Below are 25,621 nucleotides of genomic sequence, written 5' to 3' on the forward strand. Positions count from 1 at the left end.
TCTGCTATGCGCCGAATACCAGTGTAGGAGCTGCCGAAGGCTGCGATTTTTTGATCTTCAAAGTCAAAAGATCGCAGCCTTCGGCAGCTCCTACAGGGATTTGTGTATGGCGCATAGCCAATGTGGGTCGACTCACTAAAGCATTCAGACCTTGGTAGCAACCAAGGTAAAGCACATCGGCATCTGCGCCTCTTGATTCAAATACTGGTCATACACCTCTTCCCGGTTCGAGTGCGCATACTCCTTGAAGTGCGCAATATTCAGCCCCGCCGCAATCGCGCCACTGAAAATATCCCCCAGCGTATGCACAAACCAATACGACTTCGCTGCCTGCTGCTTGACCTTGCCGACGTAAACAATCGGCTCCTCCTGCACAAACGGCTCGGTGCGGAAGTAAGAGGTGGCCAGCCGATATGGATCCTCGCCGTCCGGGTCGACCATTTCCAGAAACGGATGGGTTTCATAGATCACCAGTTTCCCACCCGGTTTCAGCGTCGAGACGACATGACGGAAAAACTCGCCAATGTCCGGCATCCAGCCGAACACGCCAATGGTGATCAGCGCCACGTCAAAACGGTTGTGCAAGGACGCCGGCAAATGATGGATATCGGTCTCGATGAACTCGGCGTTGTGCGGTGAACGGCGGTTCAGCTCACGCGCCTGATCAAGAAACTCCACCGACTGATCGACCCCGACCACACTCCGCGCACCGTGGGCAAACAACGACAGACTCTCGCGGCCATTGTTGCAGCACAGCTGAATCACATCCTTACCATCGACCTCAAGCAACCCGCTCAAGGTCTCATCAAGACAAGAGAAATCCGCCTGCGCAACTTCGGCAAGCAAGGCCTGCCAGTCAGGCGAATCCTCATGATGGCGGGCGGAATCGTTCCACGCCTGTCGATTGCTCTCGATGGCGGTTTTGTTATTAGGCACTTCCATGGCGCACTCCGGACGATGCTCGTAATTGAGCGAAACCGAGTCTAGATCACCCCGCCAATCCCGATTGTTGCAAACTTGTAAGCCACTCCGTGTAGGAGCTGCCGCAGGCTGCGATCTTTTGATCTTGTTTTAAGATCAAAAGATCGCAGCCTGCGGCAGCTCCTACATATCTGAGTGTTTATGCCTACAAGTGTCGGCGAATTATCAAAACAGATAGCGGACACGGCTGACTATTCAACTCGGCTCACATGGATATCCTCACGAAGCGCAGACATCCGCCGCGCACAAAAAATGGCTAAGGAGGTTTAACCATGAGCCAGACTTTGACGAATTTCGACATGGCAGCACTGCTGGACAGTGACGAAGCCATCAGCGAATACCTGTCTCAGGTACTCGCAGACGGGGATAACGAAGAATTTCTTCGCGCAAGCGACTATGTGCTCAACGCGCGTCGGACGGATCTATGTGCAGAGCCTAGACATGCGATCCACCCGGTTTCCTGAATGTAGGAGCTGCCGCAGGCTGCGATCTTTTGATCCTGCTTTTAAAGATCAAAAGATCGCAGCCTGCGGCAGCTCCTACAGGGATCCGATGTGGATCGGGCGTTAGTGGCGTGGGCAGCTATAGTTAATAGCCTTGGGGAATACCGCACTCGCAGGTGCCGCCATGCTGATGCTCGAACGGCTGTTGTTGATGGGTTGTCTGCTTGCTGCCACTCAGGCGCAGGCGCTGGACAGCAATTTTGTGTACTACGGGCCGAACCAGCCCTTTGCCCACCCTGCCCCGTATTCACTGAATGCGACGCCGCCGCGATCTTATGAAGAGGCGGCGCCGCAGGATTTTGTGGTGATCCCGGGTGACCATGAGTTCTACGATTCACAACTGCCGACGGTGGCGGATGCGACGGTACGGGTGTTTATTCGCACGTACGATGCCGAACGCGGGATTTATGTGAATGACGAGGTGCTGGATCCCGGTTGTTTGCTGGAGTGTTTGAGCCGGCAGCAGCACTGAATACCGTACGCCCACTGTAGGAGCTGCCGAAGGCTGCGATCTTTTGATCTTGATCTTAAAACAAGATCAAAAGATCGCAGCCTGCGGCAGCTCCTACATTGTGTGCAGGGGTTACCACTGGCGTTTATCCGGGCGGGCCAGGCCGAGTTTTTCGATGCGGTAACGCAGCATGTCGCGGCTCAGGCCGAGCAGGCGCGCGGATTTGGTGACGTTCCAGTCGGTCTTGTCGAGCATCTTGCGCACCATATCGCGCTCCACCTCCGGCAGGTTCATCGACTCCATATTGCTCGCCGGCCGTGGTTCGTAGTGCACCGGCGCTTCATGAATATGCAGCGGCGGCTCGTCGACCAGGCTCATGCACACATTGAGCTGATGCGCGGCAATCGTATCGCTCGGCGCCAGCAGCACAGTTTGCTCAAGCATGTTGCGCAACTCGCGCACGTTGCCCGGCCAGGTGTAACTGAGCAGCAACTCCTCGGCCTGCTGGCTGAAATGCAGATTCGGTTTGCCGTAACGCTTGCCATGGCTGGCGAGGAAATGCCGCGCGAGCAGCAAAATATCGTCACCGCGCGCATACAAACGCGGCACTTTGATCGAAATAATCCGCAGCCGGAAAAACAGATCACGCCTGAATTTGCCCTGCTGCACCATCTGCTCCAGGTTGCAGTTGGTCGCACTGATCACCCGCAGATTGACCTTGCGCTCCTTCACCGAACCCACCCGGCGAATCGTACGATCCTCCAGCAACTTCAAGATCTTCGCCTGCAACAGCAGATCCATCTCGCCAATCTCATCGAGAAACAGCGTGCCGCCATCCGCCGCCTCCACCAGTCCGACCCGGCGATCCTTGGCGTCAGTGAACGCGCCCTTCTCATGCCCGAACAGTTCAGATTCCACCAGATTCGACGGAATCGACGCGCAGTTGAATTCAATGAACGGGCCTTTGCTACGCGGCCCATCGAAGTGCAGCGCACGGGCCACCAGTTCCTTGCCGGTGCCGGTCTCGCCTTCGACCAACACCGGTGGCAGATCGGTGTTGGCCATGCGCCGCTCGGCGTCGAGCAACTGGCCGATGGTGTGTTTCAGATACTGCATCGGCGCCGAGTCGCCGATCAGCGCCTGTAACCCGGATTTCTGCGCCTCGCGCTCCTGATAGAACGACAGCGTGCGCTCCATCCGTTCAGTGGCCAGGGCCTTGTCGAGCAGCAGTTTGAGTTCCGCCAACGCGACCGGTTTGGTCACGTAATGAAAGGCGCCCTCCTTCATCGCCACCACGGCGTCTTCGACGTTGCCGTAACCGGTCATCATGATCACTTTGAGATCCGGCGCGCTGACGCGCAGCTTCTGGATCAGGTCGTGACCACTCATGCCCGGCAGCGAGTTATCCGTCAGGACGATGTCGGGCATAAAGCTTTCCAGTCGCTCCAGCGCGTCTTCGGCCGAATGGCAGACTGTCACCTCGAAGTCTTTGCGCTCCAGGTAGGTCTGAATATTCTCGGCCAACAGTTCGTCATCCTCGACCAGCAGAATGCTGTGTTCCATATTCCCCTCCCGATGCCACTTTGAAGTTGAGACTGACGCGGGTTCCTTCCTGCTCGCGGCTGGTCAGGACGACCGAACCTTGAAAGCGCTCCATGATTCTTTTGACCAACGCCAGGCCAACCCCAAGGCCGCCCTGTTTGGTGGTGAAAAACGGTTTGAACACCAGCTGTTGCTGCGACGCGCTCATGCCCTTGCCGGTGTCGCTCAGGGTCATGCGCACGCTGTCCGGCTGCGGTGATTCGAATTCAATGCTGAGCACACCGCCCTTGGGCATGGCTTCGAGGGCGTTGGCAAACAGGCTATTGAGGATTTGCGTAAGCAGCACCTTCTGACTGACCACCGGCAGGCAATTTTGTGGACTGAATCGCACTTCGACGCCGTTACGCCTGATCAACGCATCGAAGGCACCCAAAGTGTCCTCCACCGCCAGCACCAGATCCACCGCCTCGCCGTCGTCATTCATCGGCCGTAACGACACCAGCAGTTCGCGCACCCAGCGCGACATGCGGTCGACCTGACTGATGATGTCGCCGATATTGCGTTGCGCACCGGGGCTGGCGACTTCCTGAGCCAGTTCGGCGCTGGAGCGAATCGTCGCCAGCGGATTACGCAAACTGTGCGCCACCGCCGAAGACATCTCGCCCAGCGCGACAAAGGTTTCGTTGCTGATCAATTGCTGTTGCTGGCTCTGCAGCAATTTCGCCGCGCGCCGGACAATCCAGAACAAGGCGAGAAAAATGGCTGCACCACCGAAACACGTGGCCGCCCAGATCGAGGCGAAACCACGGTCGATGCGATCAACCAGATCCGACGGTTCCTTGTAGATCTCGACCATGGCGATGACTTTGCTTTTATCGGCATCGAACATCGGGATGTAGTTCTCGATGAACAGGTATTTCGGCTCGCGCAGCAGACGCTGTTCCGGACGCTCGTCGTCAATCTTGTGGTAGCTGGAGGACACCGGCACTCTCATCTCGAACGACTCGTCGAGTTCGTCGTCATCGTCGATATGAACGCCGATCAGCTCGGCGTTGGTCGACCAGATCACCGTGCGATCCAGCGCATAAACGGTCGCCAGTAAAATGTCCGGCAAGTGTTCGACGTGATCGAGAAACTCGGTGCGCGCCGACGCCTGTAACGCCGGATCAACATCGGGATAGTGGTTATCCTGGCGCGGGTCGAGCATCTCGCCCATCGTCCGGTTCGGATTGATTTTGGCGTGGCGCATTTCCGCCTCGCCGATGGCCTGAACAAATTGCGCGGTCAGCAGCGCGTCACGCTCGACGCTTTCGGTGACCACGAAGCGCGTGGAGATGTAACCGAGCCCCAGCGCCACGGCCGCAATGATGAAAAAACTGGCGAGCGTGAACCAGCGCAGCAGATCGAACTGCTCACGCCAGCCCTTGCCTGCGACCGATGCGTTCGGTGCAGAGGTTTTTTGTGCTTCCAGTCGCTGCATGGGAGTGCCCTGGAGTGTTTGTATCGAACCGGTTACAGCCCTTAGTGTAGGTGGCTATGACCGCGACACACGGTTCAATGATGCTATTTTGCCGCTAGCGCATCTGACTCACCGTCGCGGCGCTATCGCCCGGTTTTACTGGCGTCAAGCCGCCGTCGGCCAAGCCTTTGGCGGACGTTTGCTGACGTTCGGTTTCGTCACTGAGGAAGTCGATGATCGACTGCGCCGACGCTTCGTCGAGGCGCAGGTTGGGCATCGGAATTCGCTCGAATTGTTCATACAGTTGCAGCGCGATCGGATCTTTTTCCGCAAGCAAGCGATCCGGTTCACGAATCCAGCGATTCAGCCATTTCGGATCACGATTACGGGTCACGCCAATCAGGTCGGGGCCGATGTTGCGCATGCCGATGCCCTGGCCATCCTGCGGGCCGAGGCTGTGGCACGAGGCGCAGCGGGTGCGAAACAGTTCTTCACCGTTGCTCGGCGGGCGAATGTCCGGGGCGTTGGCGTAACTTTCTTCGATGCTCGGCTGCTTCCAGTTCTGCAAGGTGTTGGCCAGTTGATCGGCAAGAATCCACGGATTTTCGAATGGCGAAGCTTTCATCCAGCGCCCGGTGGTTTGATTGCCGACGATCAGGCTGAGGTTGTGATCCTTGCTGCGGCCGTTGTCGACACCTTCGATGAACAGCCCGAGTTTCTTGCGCAGGTCGGTGACGTCTTCGAATTCGCCGGTGAGAAACTTCCAGCCCGGCCCGACCTTGAAGCGTTGCGAATAGGCCTTGAGCACGTCGGGCGTATCACTCAGCGGATCGATGCTGATCGAGTAAAAGAAAATGTCCTGCCCGACCCGATCGCCGAGCAGTTTCTGCACCTGGCGCAGGCGCGCGGTTTCCAGTGGGCAGGAGTCGCTGCACGAGGTGAAGATGAAGTTGATCACCACCACTTTGTCTTTGATCAGGTCATCGAAAAAATGCACCTGCCGACCGTCCTGATCGGTCAGCAAGGTATTGGGGAAATAGTCGCCACCCCACGGGGTGGCGGATTCGCTGGCCGCGGGCGGTTGGCCGACGCTGGCCTGATGTGCCAGCAGCACGCGGCTGCCGAGCACACAGACCACCAGCATCAGCACCAAGTGCATGCCCAGCGCGCGGGAACGCGGTGTGGGTGTTGGCATGACGGTGCGCTCGCGGTTCATTTTTTCACGGTCACTTGCGGGCCGAAGCCATCGCCATTGCGGAAGGTTGGCAGCGCGGCGGAGTTGACGTAGCGCACGCCGTCCCAACTTGGCAGAGGCGTCGGCATCAACTGCAGTTGCCCGGGTTTTTCAAGGTCCCAACGCAGCAGCATCGAGTTGTCCTCATGCTGAGTGTTGTGACAATGCTCCATGTACGTCCCGGCAAACTCGCGGAAGTTGATCGCCATCTCGACGCTGTCCAGTCCATCGTTTTCCGAGCCGATGCGATAGACGTCTTTGCGCGCCCATTTTTCCCATTCAGGCGGTGCCTTGCCGCCGCGACTGAGGATGATCCCCTCCTCGAAGTGCACGTGCACCGGATGGCTCCAGCCCTTGCCGCCGGCCTTGATGTTCCACACCTCCAGGGTGCCGAAACCGGTGACCCCGGCGTCGGTCGGGCCGCTGGACAATTTGGTCGAGGCGTTGAGGCGCCGCGGATCCATGTGGAAGCCGAACCCGCCATCGGTCTTGACCGTCCACGGCGCTTCATCAGTGCCGTCGGAACGGCCGAAGGTGAAGGTGCGGTGACGGGCGTTGGCCAGCAGTGCTTTGTCGGCAGCGTTGTCGCGGTGAATCTTCAGCGGAATCATCACCAGCCCTTCAGCCTTGCCCGGTTTGGCCGGCTCGTAGGCTGCCGGATCCATCGCCAGATCCTGGCCGGTGTAGGCCTTGACGTTGAGCTGCAAGACTTTGCCCACCGCCGGATCACCCTTGTCCCACTGCGGGCCTTTGCTGCTCTGTTTGATTACCGCGAGGTATTTCTCGGAGAGCACGTCGCCCAGCGAAATCACGTCTTTCGGCCCCTTGCCGTCGTCGTGGGCCTGCAAGTTGAGGAAGAACAGTTTGTCGCCGGGCTTGATGCCGTTTTTGGCGAAGTTGACGATGATGTCGAAGCGCTCAGCGATACCTTGGGTCGGCAAGATCGCGTTGTGGTTCTGTTTGTCGCCATCGGCATCGAGATCCATCGAGCCGTCGAATGGCACGCTGTGCTCCATGATGTTGCCGTCGTTGGCAATCATGTGAAACGGCACGCGGCTGTACGACACGCCAGAGTTTTTCGGCCCTTGAAACTCGCCGCTGCTGCCTTTGATCTCACGCACCAGCGCCAGTTTGAAGTAACGCGACACCGAGCCGTTGAGGATGCGGAAACGGTAGCTGCGCGCACGCACGTCGAGGGTCGGTTTCCACTGCCAGTTGACCAGCATCTGATCACCGAGAAAGCCGTCGGTGTTGAACGGGTTGAACCACAACTGCCCTTCCTGATCCCACGCCTTGTCGGCGAACACCAGGTTGACGTCGTAGTCGCGGTTACCCCACGGCAAGGCGCTGCCGCTGGGCAGGCGCAGGTTGACGCCGTCGTTGACCGACTCGTTGCCGCGATCCAGCGCGCTGTAGTAATTCATCATCGCCGCGTTGCCCTTGTAGACATTCTGCGCGGTGAAATCGAGCATGTGATCGTGGAACCAGTGGGTGCTCATGGTCTCGCGCCAGTCGCCGCGAATCTTGATGGTGCCGTGGTCGCAGGTCTTTTTCGCCGGGGCCAGGTCGTTGACCCACAGGGTTTCCCCCGGTGCGCAGGGGAACGCTGCGCGCGGGTCTTCAGCCTTGGTGTTGATACTGTCGTAACCGGCGAGCTGGATCGGCCAGCGATAGTCGTAGAACTGCCCCGGGAAGAAAAATGCGTTGGCGTAACCATCGCTTTCCGCCGGCGCGTGACCGTTGTGCTCGTGGGTACTGATGGTGTGCAAGCCGAACCCTCGGTTGGCCGCCGGATCAATCGGCAAGCCGTTGTAGTGACGCATCATCACCGGCTGGCCGTAGCGCACCATCAACAATTTCGGCGGCAGCGTGCCGTCGAACGTCCACACCGCGTTGTGGTTCTGCACCGGCATGTTCGGGTGAAAGCGCGGGTCGACGCCTTTGGCCGTGCCGTCCGTCAGTGGTACACCGGCGACGTTGTGGTACAGGCCGCCGGGGCCGAATTCGCCCACGGCGTAATGGTGCATCTGCACGCTGTCACGCAGGCCGCCATTGATGCGCGCACCGGTTTGCGCGGTTTTGTAGGCAACTTGCGGGTAGAACTCGTTCCAGCGCTGGTGCGCCCAGCCCTTTCCTGGCGGCCGCCCTTCTGCCGACGAACCGATATGGCGGTTGAGGAACACCTCGATCTGCGCCTGCCACGGGTTGCGGTCGACAATGTTGGAGAACTGGCTGGGGAATGGCGTCAGGCCCGGTTGACGCAAGAACGCGTCGAGCGCAGTGCCGGGTGGCGCACTGCGGGCGACGTTGTTCGGATCCTGCGCGGGAGCCGGGCCGATCGCGGCCGGCGGAAATGGCAGCGGCGCGGCGGGAGTGGTCGGGTCGAGTTTTTCCGGGCCGAACTCTTCGAACAACACCAATTGCTGGGTGAACGGCTGCGCGCCATAGAGCGGGCTCGGCTTGCCGTTGGTGGGGTAGTTGAAACTGGTCTGCACGGTCGGCGGCAGGCTGTTTTCCGCACGCGGAGTGTCACGCGAGCCTTTGACGCCGTCGGGCAAGTCGAAAGAATCTTCGTTGGCCTCGGGCATGGTCAGGATGGCGTTGAGCGCCGTCGCCTCATCCGCCGGCTCGTCGTAGTAGGCCGACGGATCGGACGCTTCGGGCTCGCGCTCGTCATCGATCGGGCTCGCTCGAACGCCGGCCATGGTGCCGAGGGTCAACAGCAGAAAGACGCTCAGCGGCGTCAGCAGGAAGGTGTTGCTTGGGTTTCGCGTTGTTCTGTCCATCACCAGCCGCCTCATCAAGGAAGGGGTGATGGTGTTTTGCAACTAGTGCGCCAAGAATTTATTTCCAGTTGTTACAGGGGCTTGCGGGGGCTGCGGGTGTCCCCTCTCCCCGGTGACCGGGGCTTGACACCCAGTGATGGGGGAAGTTCATAAGAATTTTGGGGCATACATAATCCCTGTAGGAGCTGCCGAAGGCTGCGATCTTTTGATCTTGTTTTTTAAGATCAAAAGATCGCAGCCTTCGGCAGCTCCTACAGGGGTTAGCGAATTACTCGACGAGTTGGAAGGCCAGGCGCACGGTGGTGCCCTCGCCTTCGCGGCTGTGCAGGGTTACGCCGCCGCCGAAGCGTTCCATGATGCGTTTGACCAGCACCAGACCGACGCCGAGGCCGCCGGCCTTGGTGGTGAAAAACGGCCGGAAGGCCATGGTGCGCTGTTCTTCGTTCATGCCTTTGCCGGTATCGCTGAGCACCACGCACACGCCGCGATCGTCGCTTGGTTCGAGGTTGATGGTCAGCGTGCCGCCCTTGTCCATCGCCTCCAGCGCATTGGCCAGCAGGCTGTTGAGGATCTGCGTCAGTTGCACCGGCTGGCTCAGCACCATTGGCGTGTGCTTCGGCTGAAACACTACTTTTACGCCTGCCCTGGCGATCTGCTGTTCGAAGGCGACGATACTCTCGTGCAGCGCCGCCACGAGGTTTACCGGTTCCGGGTCATCGTTGAGCGGACGCAACGACTGCAGCAATTCGCGCACCCACTTCGACATGCGATCAACCTGGCCGATGATGTCTTTGATGTTTTTCTCTGCCGGGCCGGCGTCGAACTCCAACGCGAGCTCGGCGCTGGAACGGATGGTCGCCAGCGGATTGCGCAGACTGTGCGCCACGGCGGACGACATCTCGCCCAACGCAACATACGTTTCATTGGCGATCAGTTGTTTTTGCTGCACCGCGAGCAAAATCGCCGCGCGCCGCACGATCCAGTACAAGCCCAGATAAATCAGCCCGCCGCCGAGCGCAGTGGCCAGCCAGATCAACGTCAGCCCGCGCTCCATGCGCGCGATCAGGTCTTTGGGTTCCTTGTAGATCTCGACCATCGCTGTGACGTTCTTGCCGTCGGCGTCGAACAGCGGGATGTAGTTTTCGATAAAGATGTAGTCCGGCGGAATGACGAACTTCTGTTCTTCACGCGCCTTGTCGACGTCGTGATAGCTGGCCGACACCGGAATCTTTTCGTTGAAGGCGCGATCAAGGTCTTCGTCGGCATGGATGCTGGTGCCGACGAGAACCGGGTTGGTCGACCAGATCACCTGGCGATCCGGCGCATAGATGTTGGCGAGGATCACGTCGGGCAGGTGTTCGATGTGATCAAGAAACTCTCCGCGCGCATCGGCCCGGGCTTGTGGATCGACATCGGGAAAATCCTTGTCCTGGCGCGGGTCGAGCAACTCGCCCATGGTGCGCACATTGGGGATCGAGACGTGGCGCACTTCGGCTGAAGCGATGGCCTGAATGAATTGCGCGGTGAGCAAGGCGTCGCGCTGCACGCTTTCCTCGATCACAAACCGCGTCGACACCGCGCCGAGCGCCATGGCCACGGTGGCGATTACCGCCATGCTGATCAGCGAAAACCAGCGCAGCAGGTTGAACGGCTGCTTGCGCGAGCCCAACCGTAGCGTGCCCTCCTCAACCGGAAGCGATTTCGACTGCATGTTCATGGCGGCGACTTCCCGATACATCCCTATAGGGTTATAGCCCACGGGTGGGGGTTTGCCCGGTTGCGGGGATATCGACCCGATGCACACCTGCCAAACCCACCGCAAATCCCTGTAGGAGTTGCCGAAGGCTGCGATCTTTTGATCTTGATTTAAAAATTCAAAAACAGGATCAAAAGATCGCAGCCTTCGGCAGCTCCTACAGGGGTTCTGTGTTTGGCGGGCCATGGATGTTCATCCCCATCGTCCCCGATTCTGGGGAATTGCGCCCTTTTCCCGCCTGTCGCGCTCAGCACTTCTCGAGCGCGAAATCCCTCTACCCCGGCCCTCTCCCGCCCATTCACCGCACCTTGGCATGGAAGGTGTACAGGCCCTCTGCAACTGACCCACCCCCAAGGGGCAGGTACTTCGATAGAGGGATTAACTCATGCACCCTTTACTGTCCAAAACCGCGACCGTCCTGGTCGTGAGCGCCTTGGCCCAGGGCATTGCTCAGGCCGCTTTGTTTGCTGTAGATCCGGGCCCGTACACGCCGGCCAGTGGCGGTTTCGCCAATTGGTATCAGGACACCCACGGTCGCACCCTCGATCTGTGCCTGTCGAAAGCACTCAGCTCGCGAGTGCCGAGCGCACCCGGCGCACCGTCGTACATGTGCTCGCTGCTACCGACCCCCGGCGTGTTTGACGACACCCAACCGATCGTCTTCCCGAGCAACTTTCCCGACGAAGCGTTCTGGTTCACCGGCGAAACCACCCTCGTCGACGCCGCACGCGGGATCGACCTGACCTACGTCAGTGCCATCGAAGCCGCGTTCGCCGCCGAAGAACCGGTGGAAGGTGATCAAGTCAGCTTCGCGCGAATCCGTATTCGCGTCGACGTGCCCACTGCGGGTACCTACGTCATCACCCACCCGTACGGCGTCGATGTGTTCAACATCGACACCCCCGGTCGCCGTGCGATCAACATGACCCGCGACATCGGCATCGGCACTCCGAAAACCTATGACGGCGCACTCAAGGGCGACATCGGCCCGTTCCTGCGTAGCGTCAACGGGCCGTACACCGAGACCAATCCGCTGACCGGTGCCGCCGAGCAATTCGTCGGCGACCCGAACCTTTCCGAAGCGGTGACGGGCAGTCCGTTCAACACCAACTTCGTGCGCATCGAAGGCCCGAATGGTCTGGATCTGCGTTCCACGACGTTTGCCGTCTCCGGCAAATTGTCGACCGTCGTGCGGCCAACGCCGATGATCGCGCAGCGCAGCACCTACTCACGCAAGGCCGGCGACAGCGCACCGGTGGCGCAGCAAGACGTGTTCGTCCTCGCGCCGCCGGCACCGGGTACGGCGGCCGTCACCAGCAGCACGCCCGTGCTGAACATGACCGAAGCCAACAGCACCGGCAGTTGGTATGCGCAATCGGCGGTCAACCCGACCTTGCCGACCACCTTGCAAGTGACCGCCGACAACCACTTGGCCATCGCCAGCAGCACGCCGACCACCCTGCCCATGGCCCTGACCGATCTGGTGGTGATCCAGAGCGCGCAATACAGCCTGAGCTCCGGCCAACTCACCGTGGTGGCCTCGACCAGCGACGAAACCTCGCCGCCACTACTCACCGCGACCTCCGGCAGCGGCGCCGCCATCGGTGCGCTCGGTGGCGACGGCGCGGTGAAAACCCTGGCCACCGGGATCTCGCCGATTCCACCGGCCAAGGTGCGCGTGACGTCGTCCAACGGCGGCAGCGACACCGAAGAAGTGGTCATCGTGCAATGAACGCTCACATGCCCAGATCCGCATCAGGAGGCATCATGAACAAGTGGCCACGCTTTGCGCTCAACGCGCTCGGGCTCGCTCTCTCGCTGACCGGCAGTGCCTATGCGCAACTCGCCGCCGTCGACCCCGGCCCCTACACCTTCGCCACCGGGAAATTCCCGATGTGGTATCAGGACGAAAACCAGCTGTCGATGGAGCTCTGCCAGTCGCGCGCCGCCAGCTCGCGAGTGGCGGCCAGCGTGCCACCGGCCTACATGTGCATCCTGCTCGCCGAGCCGGGTATCTACGATGATGCTCAGCCGATGATTTTCCCGGACAACTGGCCGCCGGAAGCGTTCTGGTTTCTGGCCGAAACCACCATCGCCAACAACGCCGCCGGTTACGGGATGGACGCCTACGTCGCCGGGATTGAAGCGGCGTTCGCCTCGGAAAATCCGGCCGATGGTGATCAGCAAAGCTTCGCGCGGATTCGCATCCGGGTGAACGTACCCCTTGCCGGCACCTACACCATCACTCACCCGTATGGTGTGGAAACGGTCAACGTCGCCGCGCCTGGCCGGCGGGCGATCAACATCACTCGCGACATCGGCATCGGCGCACCGGGCAATTTCAGCGGTGCTGTCGGTGGTGCGATCGGCCCGTTCCTGCGCAGCGTCAACGGGCCGTACACCGAAGTGAACCCGGACACCGGCGCCACCGAAACTTTTGTCGGCGACCCGAACCTCAACGAAGCGGTGACCGGCAGCCCGTTCAACACCAACTTCGTGCGCATCACCGGGCCTGCCGGCACCATCCAGTCGAACGTGTTCAGCCTGTCCGGCAAAGTGCTCGACAACCGTCAGCAGACCCACGTCGACATCGACCGCGCGACCTATCGCCGCACCGCCGCTGGCGTGCGTGCCGAGGTGTTCGCCAAGGCTGACAGCAGCTCGACCCTGTGCTTCCGCGAAACCGTTGCGTTGCTGCCCGGCCCACCACAAACGCCGTGCCAGACCAATCTGCTGGGCGACAACAACGGTCTGTTCTTCGGCCATCGATTGGGCACCGGTGCTGTCCCTCCGGTAGTGGTCGTGACGGCCACCAACCCGACCGGAACCACTCGGCCGACGGCCGTATCGGCCAAGCTCACCGACGTGGTGAAAGTGCAGACCGCACGTTACAACTGGGCCAACCACAGCCTGCTGATCGAGGCCACTTCGAGCGATGAAGTGGCGATCCCGGACATGGTTGCCCAAGGCTACGGACGTTTGTCGAAGACCGGCACGTTGCAACGCATCACCGTCGCCGACCTGACCCAGCCACCGGCCACCGTGACGGTGAAATCCGCCGCCGGCGGCAGTGACACCGAGGCGGTCGTCGTGGTCGGCACTGCGCCGAACACCGGGGAAAACCAGGCGCCAATCGCCAACGCCGATGCTGGCAGCACCAGTTTTGGTGTGCCGATCACCCTCAGCTTGCTGACCAACGACAGCGATCCCGATGGCGATAATCCACTGGGCATCACCGCGTTGACTCAACCGGCGGCCGGTCAAGGCACCGTCGCACTCAACGGCAGCACCTCGGTGGTCTACACCCCGCCAGCGGTGGTGAACGCGCCACTGACCACGACCTTCACCTACAAGGCGCAGGACGCCAAAGGTCTGGCCTCGGCCAACCCGGCGACCGTAACCATCACCGTCGCGCCAAACCAGGCACCGACCGCCGTCGCCGACAGCGTCGCCACTCTGGGCGTAGCGATCCCGATCAACGTGCTGGCCAACGACACCGATCCGGAAGGCAACGTGCCGCTGGCCGTCAACAGCCTGACCCAACCCGCCGCCGGACGCGGCACGGTCAGCAGCAACGGCACGGTGATCACCTACACCCCGCCCGCCACCGTCACCACGGCGTTCACCACGACATTCACCTACATCGCTCGGGACAACTTCGGTGCCCTGTCGACGCCGGCCACAGTCACGGTGCAAGTGTCGCCACGGCCAGCGGCGGAAACCTTCGCCGTGACCGCATCGACGGTGCAGGCACGCTCCGGCGGACGCTTCAACTGGGACTTCACCGGCACCTCGTCAGTGACCACCGGCAACACCATCACCGTGCAGGTCACCACCCCGACCGGGCTGGTCACTCTTGGCACCACCACGGTGCCGTTGACCGGACGCTGGCGGCTGACGCTGAACAACACGACGGTGGTGCCATCGGCCAACCCGACCGCGACGATCCGCTCATCTCAGGGCACCGTGCGCACGGTCTCGGTGACCACGCTGTAAGCCAGATCCCCAGCCACTTTCGGGTGGCTGGGGCCCTTCAAATCGGTTAACGCCTGACAGGATGTAAGCCATGAACACGCCGACCGCCGCCCTGCTTTGCCTGCTTCTGCTGTGCAGCAGCGCGGGCGTGCGCGCCGACGACCTGATGGACAACGACGACCTGGCCCCGACCAGCAGCGACCTCGGCGAACTGCCCCCACCCGTGGGTCAGCAAGCCCTGATCGATCAACTCGGCCAAGCCAACGTCGCCCTGCTGCAACAAAACGGTCAGTCGCTGCTCGGGCAGATCGTGCAGTCGGGCAGCAATCAGGAGGCGTACATCCTGCAACAGGGCAGCGACTTGATGGCCCTGATCAACCAGAACGGTTCCGGCAACGCCGCCTCCATCACGCAAAACGGCAGCCACAACCGCGCGCAGATTTCGCAAAACGGCAACAACAACGACGCCAGCATCGAGCAGGCCGGCGCGGGGCTGCAAAGCGCCGTGACCCAGTCGGGCAACGGCATGAGCGTTTCGGTCAAGCAATACCGCTAAGCACTGCAAATCATCGGAGAGTTCAATCATGTTCAAACTGACGCCCCTCACCGCCGCCCTGCTGGTCATGATCAGTGCCCAGGCCATGGCCGACGACAGCCTGTCCAACCAGAACCAGGCCGGTACCGCCAACATCGCGGACGTGAAACAGACCCAAGCCCCGTTCAGCACGGCCACCCAGACGCAACTGGGCCAAGGCAACGACGCCGCCGCCGTGCAAGACCACGCCACCAGCGTGATCACCCAGGACGCAGTCGGCGACTACAACGCCGGCTACGCCGAACAACTTTACGAAGACAACGCCACCATCACCCAACAGCAGGTCGGCGCCTTCAACACCGCCCACGCCAGCCAGTCGCTGGGCTTCGGCTCACCGAACAGCGCGCTGCAACAACAGCAAGGCACCGGCAACTTCTCGTTCGTCTATCAGGACTCGCAGAACGGCAGCGAAGGCAAAACCTTCCAGTACGGCGACAGCAACGAAGCCAACATCGAGCAACTCTATGAAGGCAGCGGCAACAGCGCGGTGATCACCCAATTCGGCACCGCCAACTACGGCACCGCCGAACAAGTCACCCACAACGGCGGCCAGATCGGCATCAACCAGGCCGGCGAAAACAACTACGCCTACGGCGACCAGCGTGACGGCACCGGCGGCAACATCACCATCAACCAGTTCGGCAACCTCAACGGCAGCGAAATCTGGCAAGACGCGCAACTGGCCAGTCAGGCGACCGTCAACCAATACGGCGACAGCAACGAAACCGTGGTCGACCAAAGCTTCGGCGAAAACAACACCGCCGCCGTCACCCAGGTCGGCAACACCAACGCGATCTACGCCGACCAGTTCGAATCGGTCAACTCGACCCTCGCGCTCTATCAAGTCGGCAACGGCAACGTGCACTTCACCTACCAGAACGGCGACAGCCACGTGCTCAGCGCCACCTCCGTGGGCAACGACAACAAGGTCTACGCCAGCAACTGGAAAGGCCCGCAACTCGGTGGCCAGTTCGGCAGCAACCAACGCGCGACTGTCACTCAGGCGGGGAATGCCAACGTCGCCAGCTTCACTCAGGATGGTGTCGGACAAGTGATGACCACGCAGCAAACCGGGACGGGCAACAAGACCACGGTCAGCCAGGCAGAGTCGTATAACGAGCTGTATTTTGAACAAAATGGCAGCGACAACATTTTGATCTCCGATCAACGCGGCACGGGCAACCTGGTGCAGGGCTCTTCGAATGGCACCGGCAACAGTGCTGATTTCGATCAGTCAGGCTCGGGTAACCAGGCGTACACCGCGCAGCTGTATGGCAGTGACAACCAGATCACTGTGAAGCAGGCGGACACCATGAACGTGGCGTATGTGACCCAGGGTGGGACGGGGAACATTGCCAATGTTGATCAGAGTGGGGTTACGCAGACAGCGAATATTCAACAGTATGGGTCGGCTAACCAGGCGACGGTGTTGCAGCAGTAGGGGTTGGGTGTTGATGGACCGCGATTCTCTGGTGAGGGGCGTCGCGGTTTTTTTTGCGCTGACGCTTGAGTTACGTCCTACAGAAAACGGAACGTTTTTAGAAATCCGGGGAGTTTTCTGACAGGTTCTGGCGGTTGGCCGTCGGAAGCGCAGGCTCTAGGATTTGCCGGGACAACTTGATCCTCATGGAGCTTGGCCTACATGCAATTCATCCAGACAGCGACGACAGCGATACCGTTAACGAATAGACTTCGAGGCACCAAACCCGGAGGTTCTATGATCGACCCGTCCTTGATCGACCCATTGTGCCCTGTTGTTTCGGATCTTGGTCCCGAGGAGCAGGCTGCGAGTTATGACCGTTGGTTTCGGGCCGAAGTACAGGCCTCTCTCGATGATCCGCGTCCGAGTATTCCCCATGAGCAAGTGATGGAGGAAATGAATGCCTTGATGGAATCAATGCGCAAAAGCGCTGATGCAGATTAAGTGGCGACCCAAGGCTCGGGTCGAACTCTCGAAAATCCTGAAGTACATTGGCGAGCGAAATTTTGTAGCGGCGACTGCACTTCACAAGTCCGTCGTAAAAACTACATCTGCGCTTTGTTGGCATCCCCACCTGTATCGCAAAGGTCGCTCTCCCGGCACTCGAGAGATTGTGGTAAGCCCGAACTATCTCGTCGTTTATCAAGTGGCGGACCACATTGAGATTGTGAGCATCTTGCATGCGCGTCAGGAGTACCCTCGACGCGACCCCGGTTAGGATCGCTTCCTCGTCTCAACACAAGAAACCGTGCTTCCCGTGGAGGTACGGTTTTTTTGATCGTTCCCACGCTCTGCGTGGGAATGCCTCTCGGGACGCTCCGCGTTCCAACTCGCGAATTTGACGCAGAGCGTCAAGGGCTGCATTCCTTTGCTGCGCGTGGGAAAGATCAATCAGCCATCCTTCAACTCGACGTGATCCAAGGCTTGGTTGACTGCCAGTTCGCCCAGCATGACGACTTGAGCGATGCCCAATGCTGTCTTGCGCTGTGAGGTTTCCAGGGAGGCGGCGAAGTTGATGAGCATTTCGCTGGCCGAGCCGAGGGTTTCGCTGGCGTTGGCTAGCAGGGATTCGGTGTTGTACCGGGGGTTGGCGAGGTACATGGGTTCCGGCTCGTTGGCGCTGGACATGATGTGGGCGGCGGGATTGAGGTAGAAATCGAGGGCGCGGTCGGCGGCTTCGTGGAGTTTTTTGCTGTCGACTGAGGCGTAGGGGGATGTGGTGTTGGTGTCTGGTTCTGGGGGGTTGGGTGTTGGTTTTTTCATGGTGATTCTCTCTCATTGATGGTTGCAGCTGGCCCATTCGACTTCCAGGAAAAATGGGTGGCAGCTGTACGCAGGCTGGAAATCCGGGAGAGAGCAACCCGGCAGACACGAATGTCTCCCGCGCACAACCGCCATAACAGAGTGCACACAATGAAGTGCGCAAGCATACGTTATGAAAGGCGTATCTGCTCTCTCGTGTCTTCGGGTTTCCATGCCCGATCGCTGAATTGGCAGCGACACACATAGGCTAGAGACCGCACGTCCGACGGGCAACCTGAAAACCTTGTGGGAAGGTTCCGCTGATTCAGACACTTCTCTAAACACACTTCAGATCGCTGCCCTCACCCTAGCCCTCTCCCGGAGGGAGAGGGAACTGACCGAGGTGTTTGGGTGAGGTACGCCGACGTGAAATACCGAGCTGAACTCAGATTTTGAAGCTTTGAAGCAAAAGCCCCTCACCCTAGCCCTCTCCCAGAGGGAGAGGGGACTGACCGAGTGGTTTGGTAGAGGTACGCCGACGTGCGATACCGCGTTGAACTCAGATTTTGAAAGGCCCAAAAATCGGCTCCCTCTCCCTCGGGAGAGGGCTGGGGTGAGGGGCGAATCCACCACAAATCCAAAGCCGACCACGCTGTGCTCCTCACCACTCAATAGGCCGAGTGTCAGCTCGCCTGCTCTTGATCTTGATCCACGGGCGACGTCGGAAGGCTGAGTGGAGGGATTGATCCGGGCGTGGGAGCGCAGCGACCGTTTGGCGCAGCCAAACACAGCGAGAGGAGGTGCAGCGAAGCAAACCGTAGGCGCTGCGCCCGGATCGATCACGGAGCGAAGGAACCCCGAGCTTTAGCGAGCGGGCCGTACGTAGGAGCAAGCGTTTTTTTGCTTACTTTTTTTAGGCGTTTGTAAAAAAAGTGAGTCGCCGTCAGGGCGAAACCCTAGGTGGCCGTTGCCGCAGGAATGGATATGTACTCAGTCAGAAAGAACCCCAGCGCCTGACAAAAAGCCTTCGCGAGCAGGCTCACTCCTACAGGTTTAAACCGGTTTCGGCCAAAAGAACCTGGTCGGCCCGAAGGCCGCCACGTTCACTCCGCCTCCGGATCCACCTTGTTCTGGCTCAAATACCGATTCAACACATCATCCTGCCCAGGCACAGAAGCGTCCCCCGCCACCTGCCACAACCGCCGCTCAATCCCCTGCGCCACCATATGCCCCACCGCCGCCTCAATCGCCGACAACACACACAACTGCGCCGGCTCATTCGTGGTGTAGCCAACCTCCGCCTCAAGCAACTTCTTGAACTCGATAAACTTGAAAATCCCGGCACTACGCGCCACCGAATAAATCGTCTTGCTGGTCATCACATTCGACAACACCTGCCCACTGCGCACATCCACCGCACGCAAGTTCACAGTCACCTGATCCACCCGATATTCCCGAGAAATATCAATCCCCAAATACCGCGCCCCTTCCCCACCGCTACGCACATTCGTGTCATACGCGATGATCCCGCCCTCAAGCATCATGTTCGCCGCCTGCAACGGCGGCAGCTCACCCTGAATATTCACCGGCGTATTCGGCTTCTTCTGCGACGCGCGAATGATCTTGCGTTCGGTCAACAGGTTCTGCAGCCCTTCCCGCTCCAGCACCACAAACCAGCCACTGGCCTGCATCGCGTCCATCAACATCGACGCCGCACCCTGAGTCACACTGGTGGAAAACGAACTCGCCGGCGTCGGCTTGTACTGCCCGGTCTGATCACGGAACCCGTACACCACCGCCATCAACCGGCCCTTGGGCCGCGGCATCTTCAGCAAGTCGTAATAAGTCGAGGCCCTGGGGGTCAGGGTTGGAGTTTCGGTGTCCTGCTCGGCCGACATCGGCTCACGCAGACTGCACCCTTGTAATGTCGCCAACAGCAGCCCTAACGCGATGATCTTTTTCATGTCCGTTCTCCCCGGAACCGTCAGCCCGTCATGGGTTGAGGCCGTTCACCTGAATTTCCGAAACCTCACCGGTCGCTCGATCGGTCACTTCAATGCTCAGTGCCCCGGAGTCGTCGATGACGTTGACGATAAAAGAGTCAGTGGACAGGCTCCCCGTGTTGCCGGTGGAGATGTTGTCCAGCAACTGCCCTAGCAGCCGCGATTGCAATTGACTGGTGAAGCGCTCCAGCGCCGAGGTGCCGGCCACCGCCGAGCGGCTCTTGATGTCCGGGTCGTCGTGATCGTTTTGCGCCTGCGCGTTGTTGAGCAACCATGTGCCGTTGAGCGGGTTGCCGCCGAACGACGGGTTGACCGGCGTGTAGACCAGTTCAGTGGCCTGGACAGCGGCAGCGCTGGCGAGCCCGATCAACAACCCCGAGATCCACAATCCGCTGCGCCGTGAGAACGTTTTGCTGTTCATAGTTCGTCCTTCTCAAGGTCGGTGGTGTCCTGCAACAGAGCCTCCAGCTTGCGCTGGACAACCTGGCGTCGAACCCAGTCGGCGGCCGCGTAGGCCTCGTCCTTCAGTTCCACGGTGTTCGGCGGCAGGAAGCGCCGATAAACCAGGCGTTGCTGATATTCCACGGTCACCAGGCTGCCCCAGCGCGCGTCGGGCCGCTCGCGCACCACCAGGTTGAAATCCATCGGGCTGGTGTCGCGCAGGCGTTCACTGAACGAGTAATAAAAGTCGTGGCCGATGTGCGAGATCGTGTCGTCGACGATGAAGCCCATCATTTCGTCTTCTTCACCGGCGCTGGCGCAGCACGCCACAGCGGTAAGGATCAGCGCACACCACCACTGACGAGTCATGGCTGCAACGCCTGAGGCAAATTCGATTGCCCTTTGGCCGGGCCATTAGTGCCCTCAAGAAAGGCTTTCTCAGCAACGAACTGCCAATCGGAGTAACGCTGCATGCCATCGAAATCCGACCACTGCGTCGGGAAGTCCGCCTGCTTCAACGGCAGCTCGGTCGACGGGCTGTTGAGGCCGGTGATGCGTCCGTCAAAACCGCGTTGCAGCGCCCATTCACCCTGACCGATCGGATCCGGATAGAGCTGACGCAAGTGATGCTTAGCCTCAGGAAAACGCTGATCGTCGAGCAGGTCTTCAAGCTCTTTCGGGTACTGCGCCAGCCCCGGCGAGCTGCGGTAGTAGCTGCGCAGCGCCTGTGCGTATTGGGTGCCGACCCAGAGCAACTGACGCTCGCGGTCGCGGCGTGAAGCGGTCGACCACAACTCGCCGGCACTGGCCAGGCCCATGCCCATCACCACAATCAGGAACAGCACGCCCAGGTAAGTGAAACCACCCTGCTGCGCACGGTTACCACTCGGAATACTGGCTGCCATCACGCGCCCTCCCGGTAGCACCGCTTTTGATGTCGGCCACACCACCGGCAACACCGTCCGGTGGCGCGATCAGCACCCACTGGTCTTTGCGTTCGGTGATCGGATCGAGTGGCGCATTGCGCAGGTAACGTTGCTCGATCAGTTGCTCAATGGAATCCGGATAACGACCGGTATCCCCGTAGAAATGATCCAGCGCCTCACGCATCGCCGACAGGCTCTGGCGCAGCGTGGTTTCCTTCGACGCCTCGAGGCTGTTGAAGTAGCGCGGCAGCGCGATGGTCATCAGCGTGGCGATGATCGCCATTACCACCATCAGCTCCAGCAAGGTAAAACCTTTTTCCCGACGCATGAGGTTCACCACTCGCGATAGGCGATGCCGTTGAGGCCCTTGCCCCGGGCGTGGGAATAGACGTCGAAAACGTCCTCGCCATCGCGCGGGTTTTGAGCCGAACTGTTGTAGGCGCGCACGCCCCAACCCCCTTCATCATCACGTTTGGCCGTCACCAGCGGATCACGCGGGATGCGGCGTAAAAAGTAGAACTTGGCGCCTTTGGCACTGCGCACATCGCGCACGCCTTCGACCAGCACTTTCAGGTTCGGCGGGTAGCCGCTGCTGTTCAGCGACTTCTCGATGTAACCGGCATCGAACGCGCGTTTGTAGGCGTCGATACCATCGCGAATCTGGTACAGCGCATTGCGCAACTCCTGCTCCTTGCCACGCCGCACCAGGGTCTCGGTCAGTGGCGCGGCCATGCTCGCCAACAGGCCGATCAGGGCCAGCGTCACCACGACTTCGATCAGGGTGAAACCGCGTTGGGAGGCGTTCATGATCAAGGCTTCTCGACGGTGACGCGGGTGGTGGCCACGGCCGATTCACCGACGGCACGCGGCTGCGCGGCCGGTGACGGCATCACGTAGCTCTGCGAACGATCCGGTGCCTGGATGTGCATGCTGGTTTCGGTGCCGGTGGAGAACTCCATGTCCGACGGGCTCTGATACGGCAGGTTGCGCACGATCCGTGGGGTGATCGACAGCACCAGTTCGGATTTGCCGATGGTGTCTTTGTTGCTGCCGAACAAGCGGCCCAGCCCGGGAATGTCGCCGAGGCCCGGAATCTTGTTGCCGGTAGCACCGTGATCGTTGCGCACCAGCCCGGCGAGGATCTGCGTTTCGCCGTCGTGCAGACGTAGCGAGGTCTGCGCGTTACGGGTATCGACCTGCACCGGGATCGTGCCCTGACGGGTCGGTTCCAGCGGCGTGGCGTTACTCACTTCCAGCGCGATCTTGATCGCCACTTCGTTGTTCAAATGCACGGTGGGCGTCACTTCGAGCTTCAGACCGACATCCAGGTAGGTCACGCTTTCAGTGATCACCGGCCCCTGCGTCGACGGCACCGAGGTGGCGCTGATGATCGGCACGCGCTGACCGATGTGAATGCGCGCCTGCTCGCGGTTGCTGACGCGAATCACCGGGCTGGCGAGGGTGTTGATGTCGTTGTCCTGCGCGTTGATCTTGGCTTGCGGCGACGGGCCGATGGAGATGCGGTCAGAGTTGATGCCCTTGAGTTGGCCCAATAGCGTGACCGGCGAACCATCGGAGTTGACCACGCCGAAGGTGCTCGGCCATTGCAGGCCAAGGTCGAGAATGCGCTGGGTGGCGACTTCCATCACCTCCACTTCGAGCACCACTTCCGGGTTGGACTGGTCTTGCGATTGCAGGAGTTTCTCGGCCATGCGCACGGCGTCTTCGGTGTCGCGCATGGTCAGGGTATTGAGGCGTTCGTCAACGAACACGTCGCGGGTCTTGAGCATGGTTTTCACCATGTTCAGCGCGGTGTTGGCGTCGATGCTGGTCAGGTAAAAAGTGCGCATCACCAGTTCCTGGTAATCCTTCACTTTCTGCGGCGAATCCGGGTAGATCAGCAAGGTGTTTTCGTTCACCACTTTCTGGTGCAACTGGTTCTGTTGCAGCAGCAGGGTCACGGCGTCTTCGATGCGCACGTCACGCACGAAGATTGTGGCTTTCATGTCTGGGCGCAGGTCTTTGTCGAAGATGAAATTCAGCCCGGCAACCTGCGACAGCACTTCGAAAATGGTCTTGAGGTTGGCGTCGCGAAATTCCAGGGTCACCGGGCGATCGAGCTTGGTGCGCAGTTGCGGATAGGCGATCACATTGCGGCTCTGCACCAGACGAATGTTGCCTTGCAGCTCCAGCGCACCGTCGTTGTTCGGGTCGAGTTCGAGGATCTGTTTGACCTGACGATCGGCGCCATAAATATCGCCGCGACGCAGGTCGCCACGGGCCAGCTCGAGTTTCTCGTCCATGCTGCGCAGGTAATCCATCTGCTTCAGGGCATCCTGAGCGCGGCGGTTATTCGGCTCGATGGTCAGCACTCGTGCGTAAGCGATACGTGCCGAGGCGAAGTCGCGGCGCGAGCGATCGGTGTCGCCGGAGGTCAGCAGCGCGGTGATCGCCTTGGCCCGGCCGCTGTTGAGCAGCAAGTGCAATTCGGTGTCGCGAGGATTTTCACGCAGACCTTCCTCGATGCGGGCCAGCCCCGCCTCGTACTGACCCTGTTCAATCAGGTCGGCGGCTTCCTTGTTGGCCACCTGCGCAGAACTGCACGCGGCCAGCCCGGCGCACAGGCCCAGGCTCATCAGCAAACGGGAACGGTTCATTGCGTACTCCCCACAGACAGGGTCTGCGACAAATGCAAAGGCAGATAGACCAGGCTCAATTCCACATCGGAAATGCCGGTGATCTTCCAGGTGTCGTCGATCACATCCCCGTTGCGCACGACGTAGATTTTTTCGCCGTTCTGCAAAAACACTTGCAGGTCGCTGCGGTCGTGCAGCCTGCCGACGAACTGAAACGGCACCGGTGGCAGGCTCGGGGCTTGCACCACTGTTGCGGGATTGACGGCAATTTCGGTGACCGTGGCCAGGGTCGGCGCGGCCTTCCAGCTCTTGGCGGCGAACAGATCACCGGCCGGGCTCAAGTCCTTGATCGGCGCCTCTTTGGCCTTGGCGATGCTGGTCGGCAGCGCACTACGGGTTTTCCCCGGTGTGGCGACGGCCACTTGCTTGGAATCGGTGTCTTCGCTCGGCGAGAAATACGCCGGTAACCACGCCAGCGCAGCGGCCATACCGAAGAACGCTACCCACCCTGTCACGCGCTTGGTATTCATCACGACCTCGACAGGAAAAGGGTCATACGGATCCGGCCATTGAGGTCGGTGTCGCCAATCTTTTTGCGTTGCAACTCGAGGTCTTCCACCACCACCGCCGGCAACTGGCCGAGCAAGGCGTGCACAAAGCGGCGCAGTTGCGGGTAGCTGCCGCGCACGGGAAGAAGGATCTGATAACGCGCCAGATGGGTTTTCGGGTCGACGCCGAGCGCATATTCGCCGCGTGCCAGGGTGATGTGTTCTTGCGCTGCGAGGGCGTAGATGCGGTCGATGGCGACGGTGGCCTGCGGCTGCGCCGGCAGTTTGTTGCGAAAGTCGTCGAGCTGACGCTGCGGCACCACCGGCGGCGCGATACTGCCGTCTTCAACCTTGGCCAGGTACTCGGTGGCTTCCTGAGTCTGCTGGCTCAAGTGCTGCAAGGATTGCCAGCCCGGCAGCAAACCACCGAGCGCCCAGGCCACGGCGACCAGCAGCAGCGCCAGTCCGGCGAGGCCAGGAATGCCGAGGCCTTGCAGGTATTCGTGGACGATCAGTCTAGGGATTCGCATCGCCCATCTCCCAAGTCGCCGACAGGTTGAATTGCACCGGTTGTTCCGGCGATTTGACGACGATCTCGTGGCTCAACAGCGAGACGTCGGACAGCTCGTCGCTGGCTTCCAGACGTTTGTGGAAGTCGAGCATCGCTTGCAGATCGCGCGCCTCGGCGCTGATCCGCACCTGGCCTTTGCGCGCATCCGGGGTCAGGCTGAGCAGCGCGACGTCATCGCGCGGCATCGCTTCGAGCATGGCGAACAGGCGTTCCCACGGGCGGCGCAGTTGCTGCGAGACCTTGCGCATCTCGGCGAGGTTCTGCGCTTGCTCGCGGGTTTCCGCCGGGCTCAGGGTGGACTTGGCGCCGTTGTCGCCGGTGAGCTGACGCTGAGTGGTTTGCAGGTGGCACTGTTGCTGTTCGGTGTGCGCGTCGAGGTGCTGTTGCACGCCAAAGCACAACAGCGCCAGCAGCACGCCGCCGCCGAGCAAACTCCAACCTAATGGGCCGGAACGTGGACGCGGCTGAAAGTCGAGATTGAGCGCGCGCATC

24 protein-coding genes and 1 pseudogene are annotated in these 25,621 nt (G+C 60.4%); 8 read left to right on the top strand and 17 right to left on the bottom strand.

The window, feature by feature from the left end; translation table 11 throughout:
• Positions 1-144 precede the first annotated feature (144 nt).
• Complete coding sequence (locus ACP3TY_RS15050) at positions 145-942, bottom strand: class I SAM-dependent methyltransferase (RefSeq protein ID WP_426617859.1); 798 nt, start codon at positions 940-942, stop codon at positions 145-147.
• A 311-nt stretch (positions 943-1,253) separates the two neighbouring features.
• On the opposite strand from ACP3TY_RS15050, the pseudogene ACP3TY_RS15055 reads away from it, so the two are divergent.
• A pseudogene (locus ACP3TY_RS15055) lies at positions 1,254-1,394 on the top strand (DNA-binding protein); the annotation flags it as partial.
• Positions 1,395-1,608: 214 nt separating this feature from the next.
• Positions 1,609-1,956, top strand: a complete 348-nt coding sequence (locus ACP3TY_RS15060; RefSeq protein WP_212549114.1) for a hypothetical protein — start codon at positions 1,609-1,611, stop codon at positions 1,954-1,956.
• A gap of 111 nt (positions 1,957-2,067) precedes the next feature.
• Here the strand turns inward: ACP3TY_RS15060 and ACP3TY_RS15065 are convergent, their stop codons facing one another.
• The 5 genes from ACP3TY_RS15065 to ACP3TY_RS15085 all read right to left on the bottom strand — a co-directional run bounded on the left by ACP3TY_RS15065 (position 2,068) and on the right by ACP3TY_RS15085 (position 10,673).
• On the bottom strand, positions 2,068-3,498 hold the full coding sequence (locus ACP3TY_RS15065) for a sigma-54-dependent transcriptional regulator (protein ID WP_426617860.1): 1,431 nt from the start codon (positions 3,496-3,498) through the stop codon (positions 2,068-2,070).
• Positions 3,467-4,957 (bottom strand): sensor histidine kinase, encoded by a 1,491-nt coding sequence (locus tag ACP3TY_RS15070; protein WP_426617861.1) that lies wholly within the window; start codon positions 4,955-4,957, stop codon positions 3,467-3,469. Before ACP3TY_RS15070 ends, ACP3TY_RS15065 begins: the two co-directional genes overlap by 32 nt.
• Before the next feature lie 94 nt (positions 4,958-5,051).
• The gene (locus ACP3TY_RS15075) at positions 5,052-6,131 is read right to left on the bottom strand and encodes an SCO family protein (RefSeq protein ID WP_426617863.1); all 1,080 of its coding nucleotides are present in this window, start codon (positions 6,129-6,131) and stop codon (positions 5,052-5,054) included.
• A gap of 17 nt (positions 6,132-6,148) precedes the next feature.
• Positions 6,149-8,956, bottom strand: a complete 2,808-nt coding sequence (locus ACP3TY_RS15080) for a multicopper oxidase domain-containing protein (RefSeq protein ID WP_426617864.1) — start codon at positions 8,954-8,956, stop codon at positions 6,149-6,151.
• A gap of 268 nt (positions 8,957-9,224) precedes the next feature.
• Positions 9,225-10,673, bottom strand: coding sequence for a sensor histidine kinase (locus tag ACP3TY_RS15085; RefSeq protein ID WP_426617866.1), 1,449 nt, complete (start codon positions 10,671-10,673; stop codon positions 9,225-9,227).
• A 424-nt stretch (positions 10,674-11,097) separates the two neighbouring features.
• Between ACP3TY_RS15085 and ACP3TY_RS15090 the strand changes: the two genes are divergently transcribed.
• The 6 genes from ACP3TY_RS15090 (at position 11,098) to ACP3TY_RS15115 (ending at position 17,480) form a co-directional block, all read left to right on the top strand.
• On the top strand, positions 11,098-12,444 hold the full coding sequence (locus ACP3TY_RS15090; RefSeq protein WP_400646282.1) for a hypothetical protein: 1,347 nt from the start codon (positions 11,098-11,100) through the stop codon (positions 12,442-12,444).
• Positions 12,445-12,479: 35 nt separating this feature from the next.
• Positions 12,480-14,708, top strand: a complete 2,229-nt coding sequence (locus ACP3TY_RS15095) for an Ig-like domain-containing protein (protein WP_426617867.1) — start codon at positions 12,480-12,482, stop codon at positions 14,706-14,708.
• A 70-nt stretch (positions 14,709-14,778) separates the two neighbouring features.
• The gene (locus ACP3TY_RS15100) at positions 14,779-15,243 is read left to right on the top strand and encodes a curlin (RefSeq protein ID WP_053119098.1); all 465 of its coding nucleotides are present in this window, start codon (positions 14,779-14,781) and stop codon (positions 15,241-15,243) included.
• Positions 15,244-15,271: 28 nt separating this feature from the next.
• Positions 15,272-16,723, top strand: coding sequence for a curlin (locus tag ACP3TY_RS15105; RefSeq protein WP_426617869.1), 1,452 nt, complete (start codon positions 15,272-15,274; stop codon positions 16,721-16,723).
• 276 nt (positions 16,724-16,999) lie between these two features.
• Entirely contained in the window at positions 17,000-17,206 is a 207-nt protein-coding gene (locus ACP3TY_RS15110; RefSeq protein ID WP_053119193.1) for a type II toxin-antitoxin system RelB family antitoxin, read from the top strand.
• On the top strand, positions 17,196-17,480 hold the full coding sequence (locus tag ACP3TY_RS15115) for a type II toxin-antitoxin system RelE/ParE family toxin (RefSeq protein ID WP_082341417.1): 285 nt from the start codon (positions 17,196-17,198) through the stop codon (positions 17,478-17,480). The genes ACP3TY_RS15110 and ACP3TY_RS15115 overlap by 11 nt, the downstream gene beginning before the upstream one ends.
• A gap of 173 nt (positions 17,481-17,653) precedes the next feature.
• Here ACP3TY_RS15115 and ACP3TY_RS15120 read toward each other — a convergent pair whose 3' ends face one another.
• The 11 genes from ACP3TY_RS15120 to ACP3TY_RS15170 form a co-directional block, all read right to left on the bottom strand.
• Positions 17,654-18,025, bottom strand: a complete 372-nt coding sequence (locus tag ACP3TY_RS15120; RefSeq protein WP_426617871.1) for a DUF6124 family protein — start codon at positions 18,023-18,025, stop codon at positions 17,654-17,656.
• 1,082 nt (positions 18,026-19,107) lie between these two features.
• Positions 19,108-19,968 carry a CsgG/HfaB family protein gene (locus ACP3TY_RS15125; RefSeq protein WP_053119091.1) on the bottom strand — a complete coding sequence of 287 codons (861 nt, stop codon included), beginning with the start codon at positions 19,966-19,968 and terminating at the stop codon, positions 19,108-19,110.
• 28 nt (positions 19,969-19,996) lie between these two features.
• A complete protein-coding gene (locus ACP3TY_RS15130) occupies positions 19,997-20,428 on the bottom strand; it encodes a curli assembly protein CsgF (protein ID WP_282357072.1) in 432 nt (143 codons plus the stop codon).
• Positions 20,425-20,817, bottom strand: coding sequence for a curli production assembly/transport protein CsgE (gene csgE, locus ACP3TY_RS15135; protein ID WP_008086660.1), 393 nt, complete (start codon positions 20,815-20,817; stop codon positions 20,425-20,427). The genes ACP3TY_RS15130 and csgE overlap by 4 nt, the downstream gene beginning before the upstream one ends.
• Positions 20,814-21,353 carry a type II secretion system protein gene (locus ACP3TY_RS15140; protein ID WP_008086659.1) on the bottom strand — a complete coding sequence of 180 codons (540 nt, stop codon included), beginning with the start codon at positions 21,351-21,353 and terminating at the stop codon, positions 20,814-20,816. Before ACP3TY_RS15140 ends, csgE begins: the two co-directional genes overlap by 4 nt.
• On the bottom strand, positions 21,328-21,702 hold the full coding sequence (locus ACP3TY_RS15145; RefSeq protein WP_007919395.1) for a type II secretion system protein: 375 nt from the start codon (positions 21,700-21,702) through the stop codon (positions 21,328-21,330). Before ACP3TY_RS15145 ends, ACP3TY_RS15140 begins: the two co-directional genes overlap by 26 nt.
• Before the next feature lie 5 nt (positions 21,703-21,707).
• Entirely contained in the window at positions 21,708-22,181 is a 474-nt protein-coding gene (locus ACP3TY_RS15150; protein ID WP_008086657.1) for a type II secretion system protein, read from the bottom strand.
• Between the two features lie 2 nt (positions 22,182-22,183).
• Positions 22,184-24,031, bottom strand: a complete 1,848-nt coding sequence (locus tag ACP3TY_RS15155; protein ID WP_008086656.1) for a secretin N-terminal domain-containing protein — start codon at positions 24,029-24,031, stop codon at positions 22,184-22,186.
• Positions 24,028-24,540, bottom strand: a complete 513-nt coding sequence (locus tag ACP3TY_RS15160; protein WP_426617875.1) for a hypothetical protein — start codon at positions 24,538-24,540, stop codon at positions 24,028-24,030. Before ACP3TY_RS15160 ends, ACP3TY_RS15155 begins: the two co-directional genes overlap by 4 nt.
• A complete protein-coding gene (locus ACP3TY_RS15165) occupies positions 24,540-25,088 on the bottom strand; it encodes a GspMb/PilO family protein (protein ID WP_426617876.1) in 549 nt (182 codons plus the stop codon). The genes ACP3TY_RS15160 and ACP3TY_RS15165 overlap by 1 nt, the downstream gene beginning before the upstream one ends.
• A complete protein-coding gene (locus ACP3TY_RS15170; RefSeq protein WP_426617877.1) occupies positions 25,075-25,620 on the bottom strand; it encodes a PilN domain-containing protein in 546 nt (181 codons plus the stop codon). The genes ACP3TY_RS15165 and ACP3TY_RS15170 overlap by 14 nt, the downstream gene beginning before the upstream one ends.
• Position 25,621: the final 1 nt, after the last annotated feature.

This window comes from Pseudomonas rustica, from assembly GCF_049959085.1.
Lineage (GTDB): Bacteria > Pseudomonadota > Gammaproteobacteria > Pseudomonadales > Pseudomonadaceae > Aquipseudomonas > Aquipseudomonas rustica.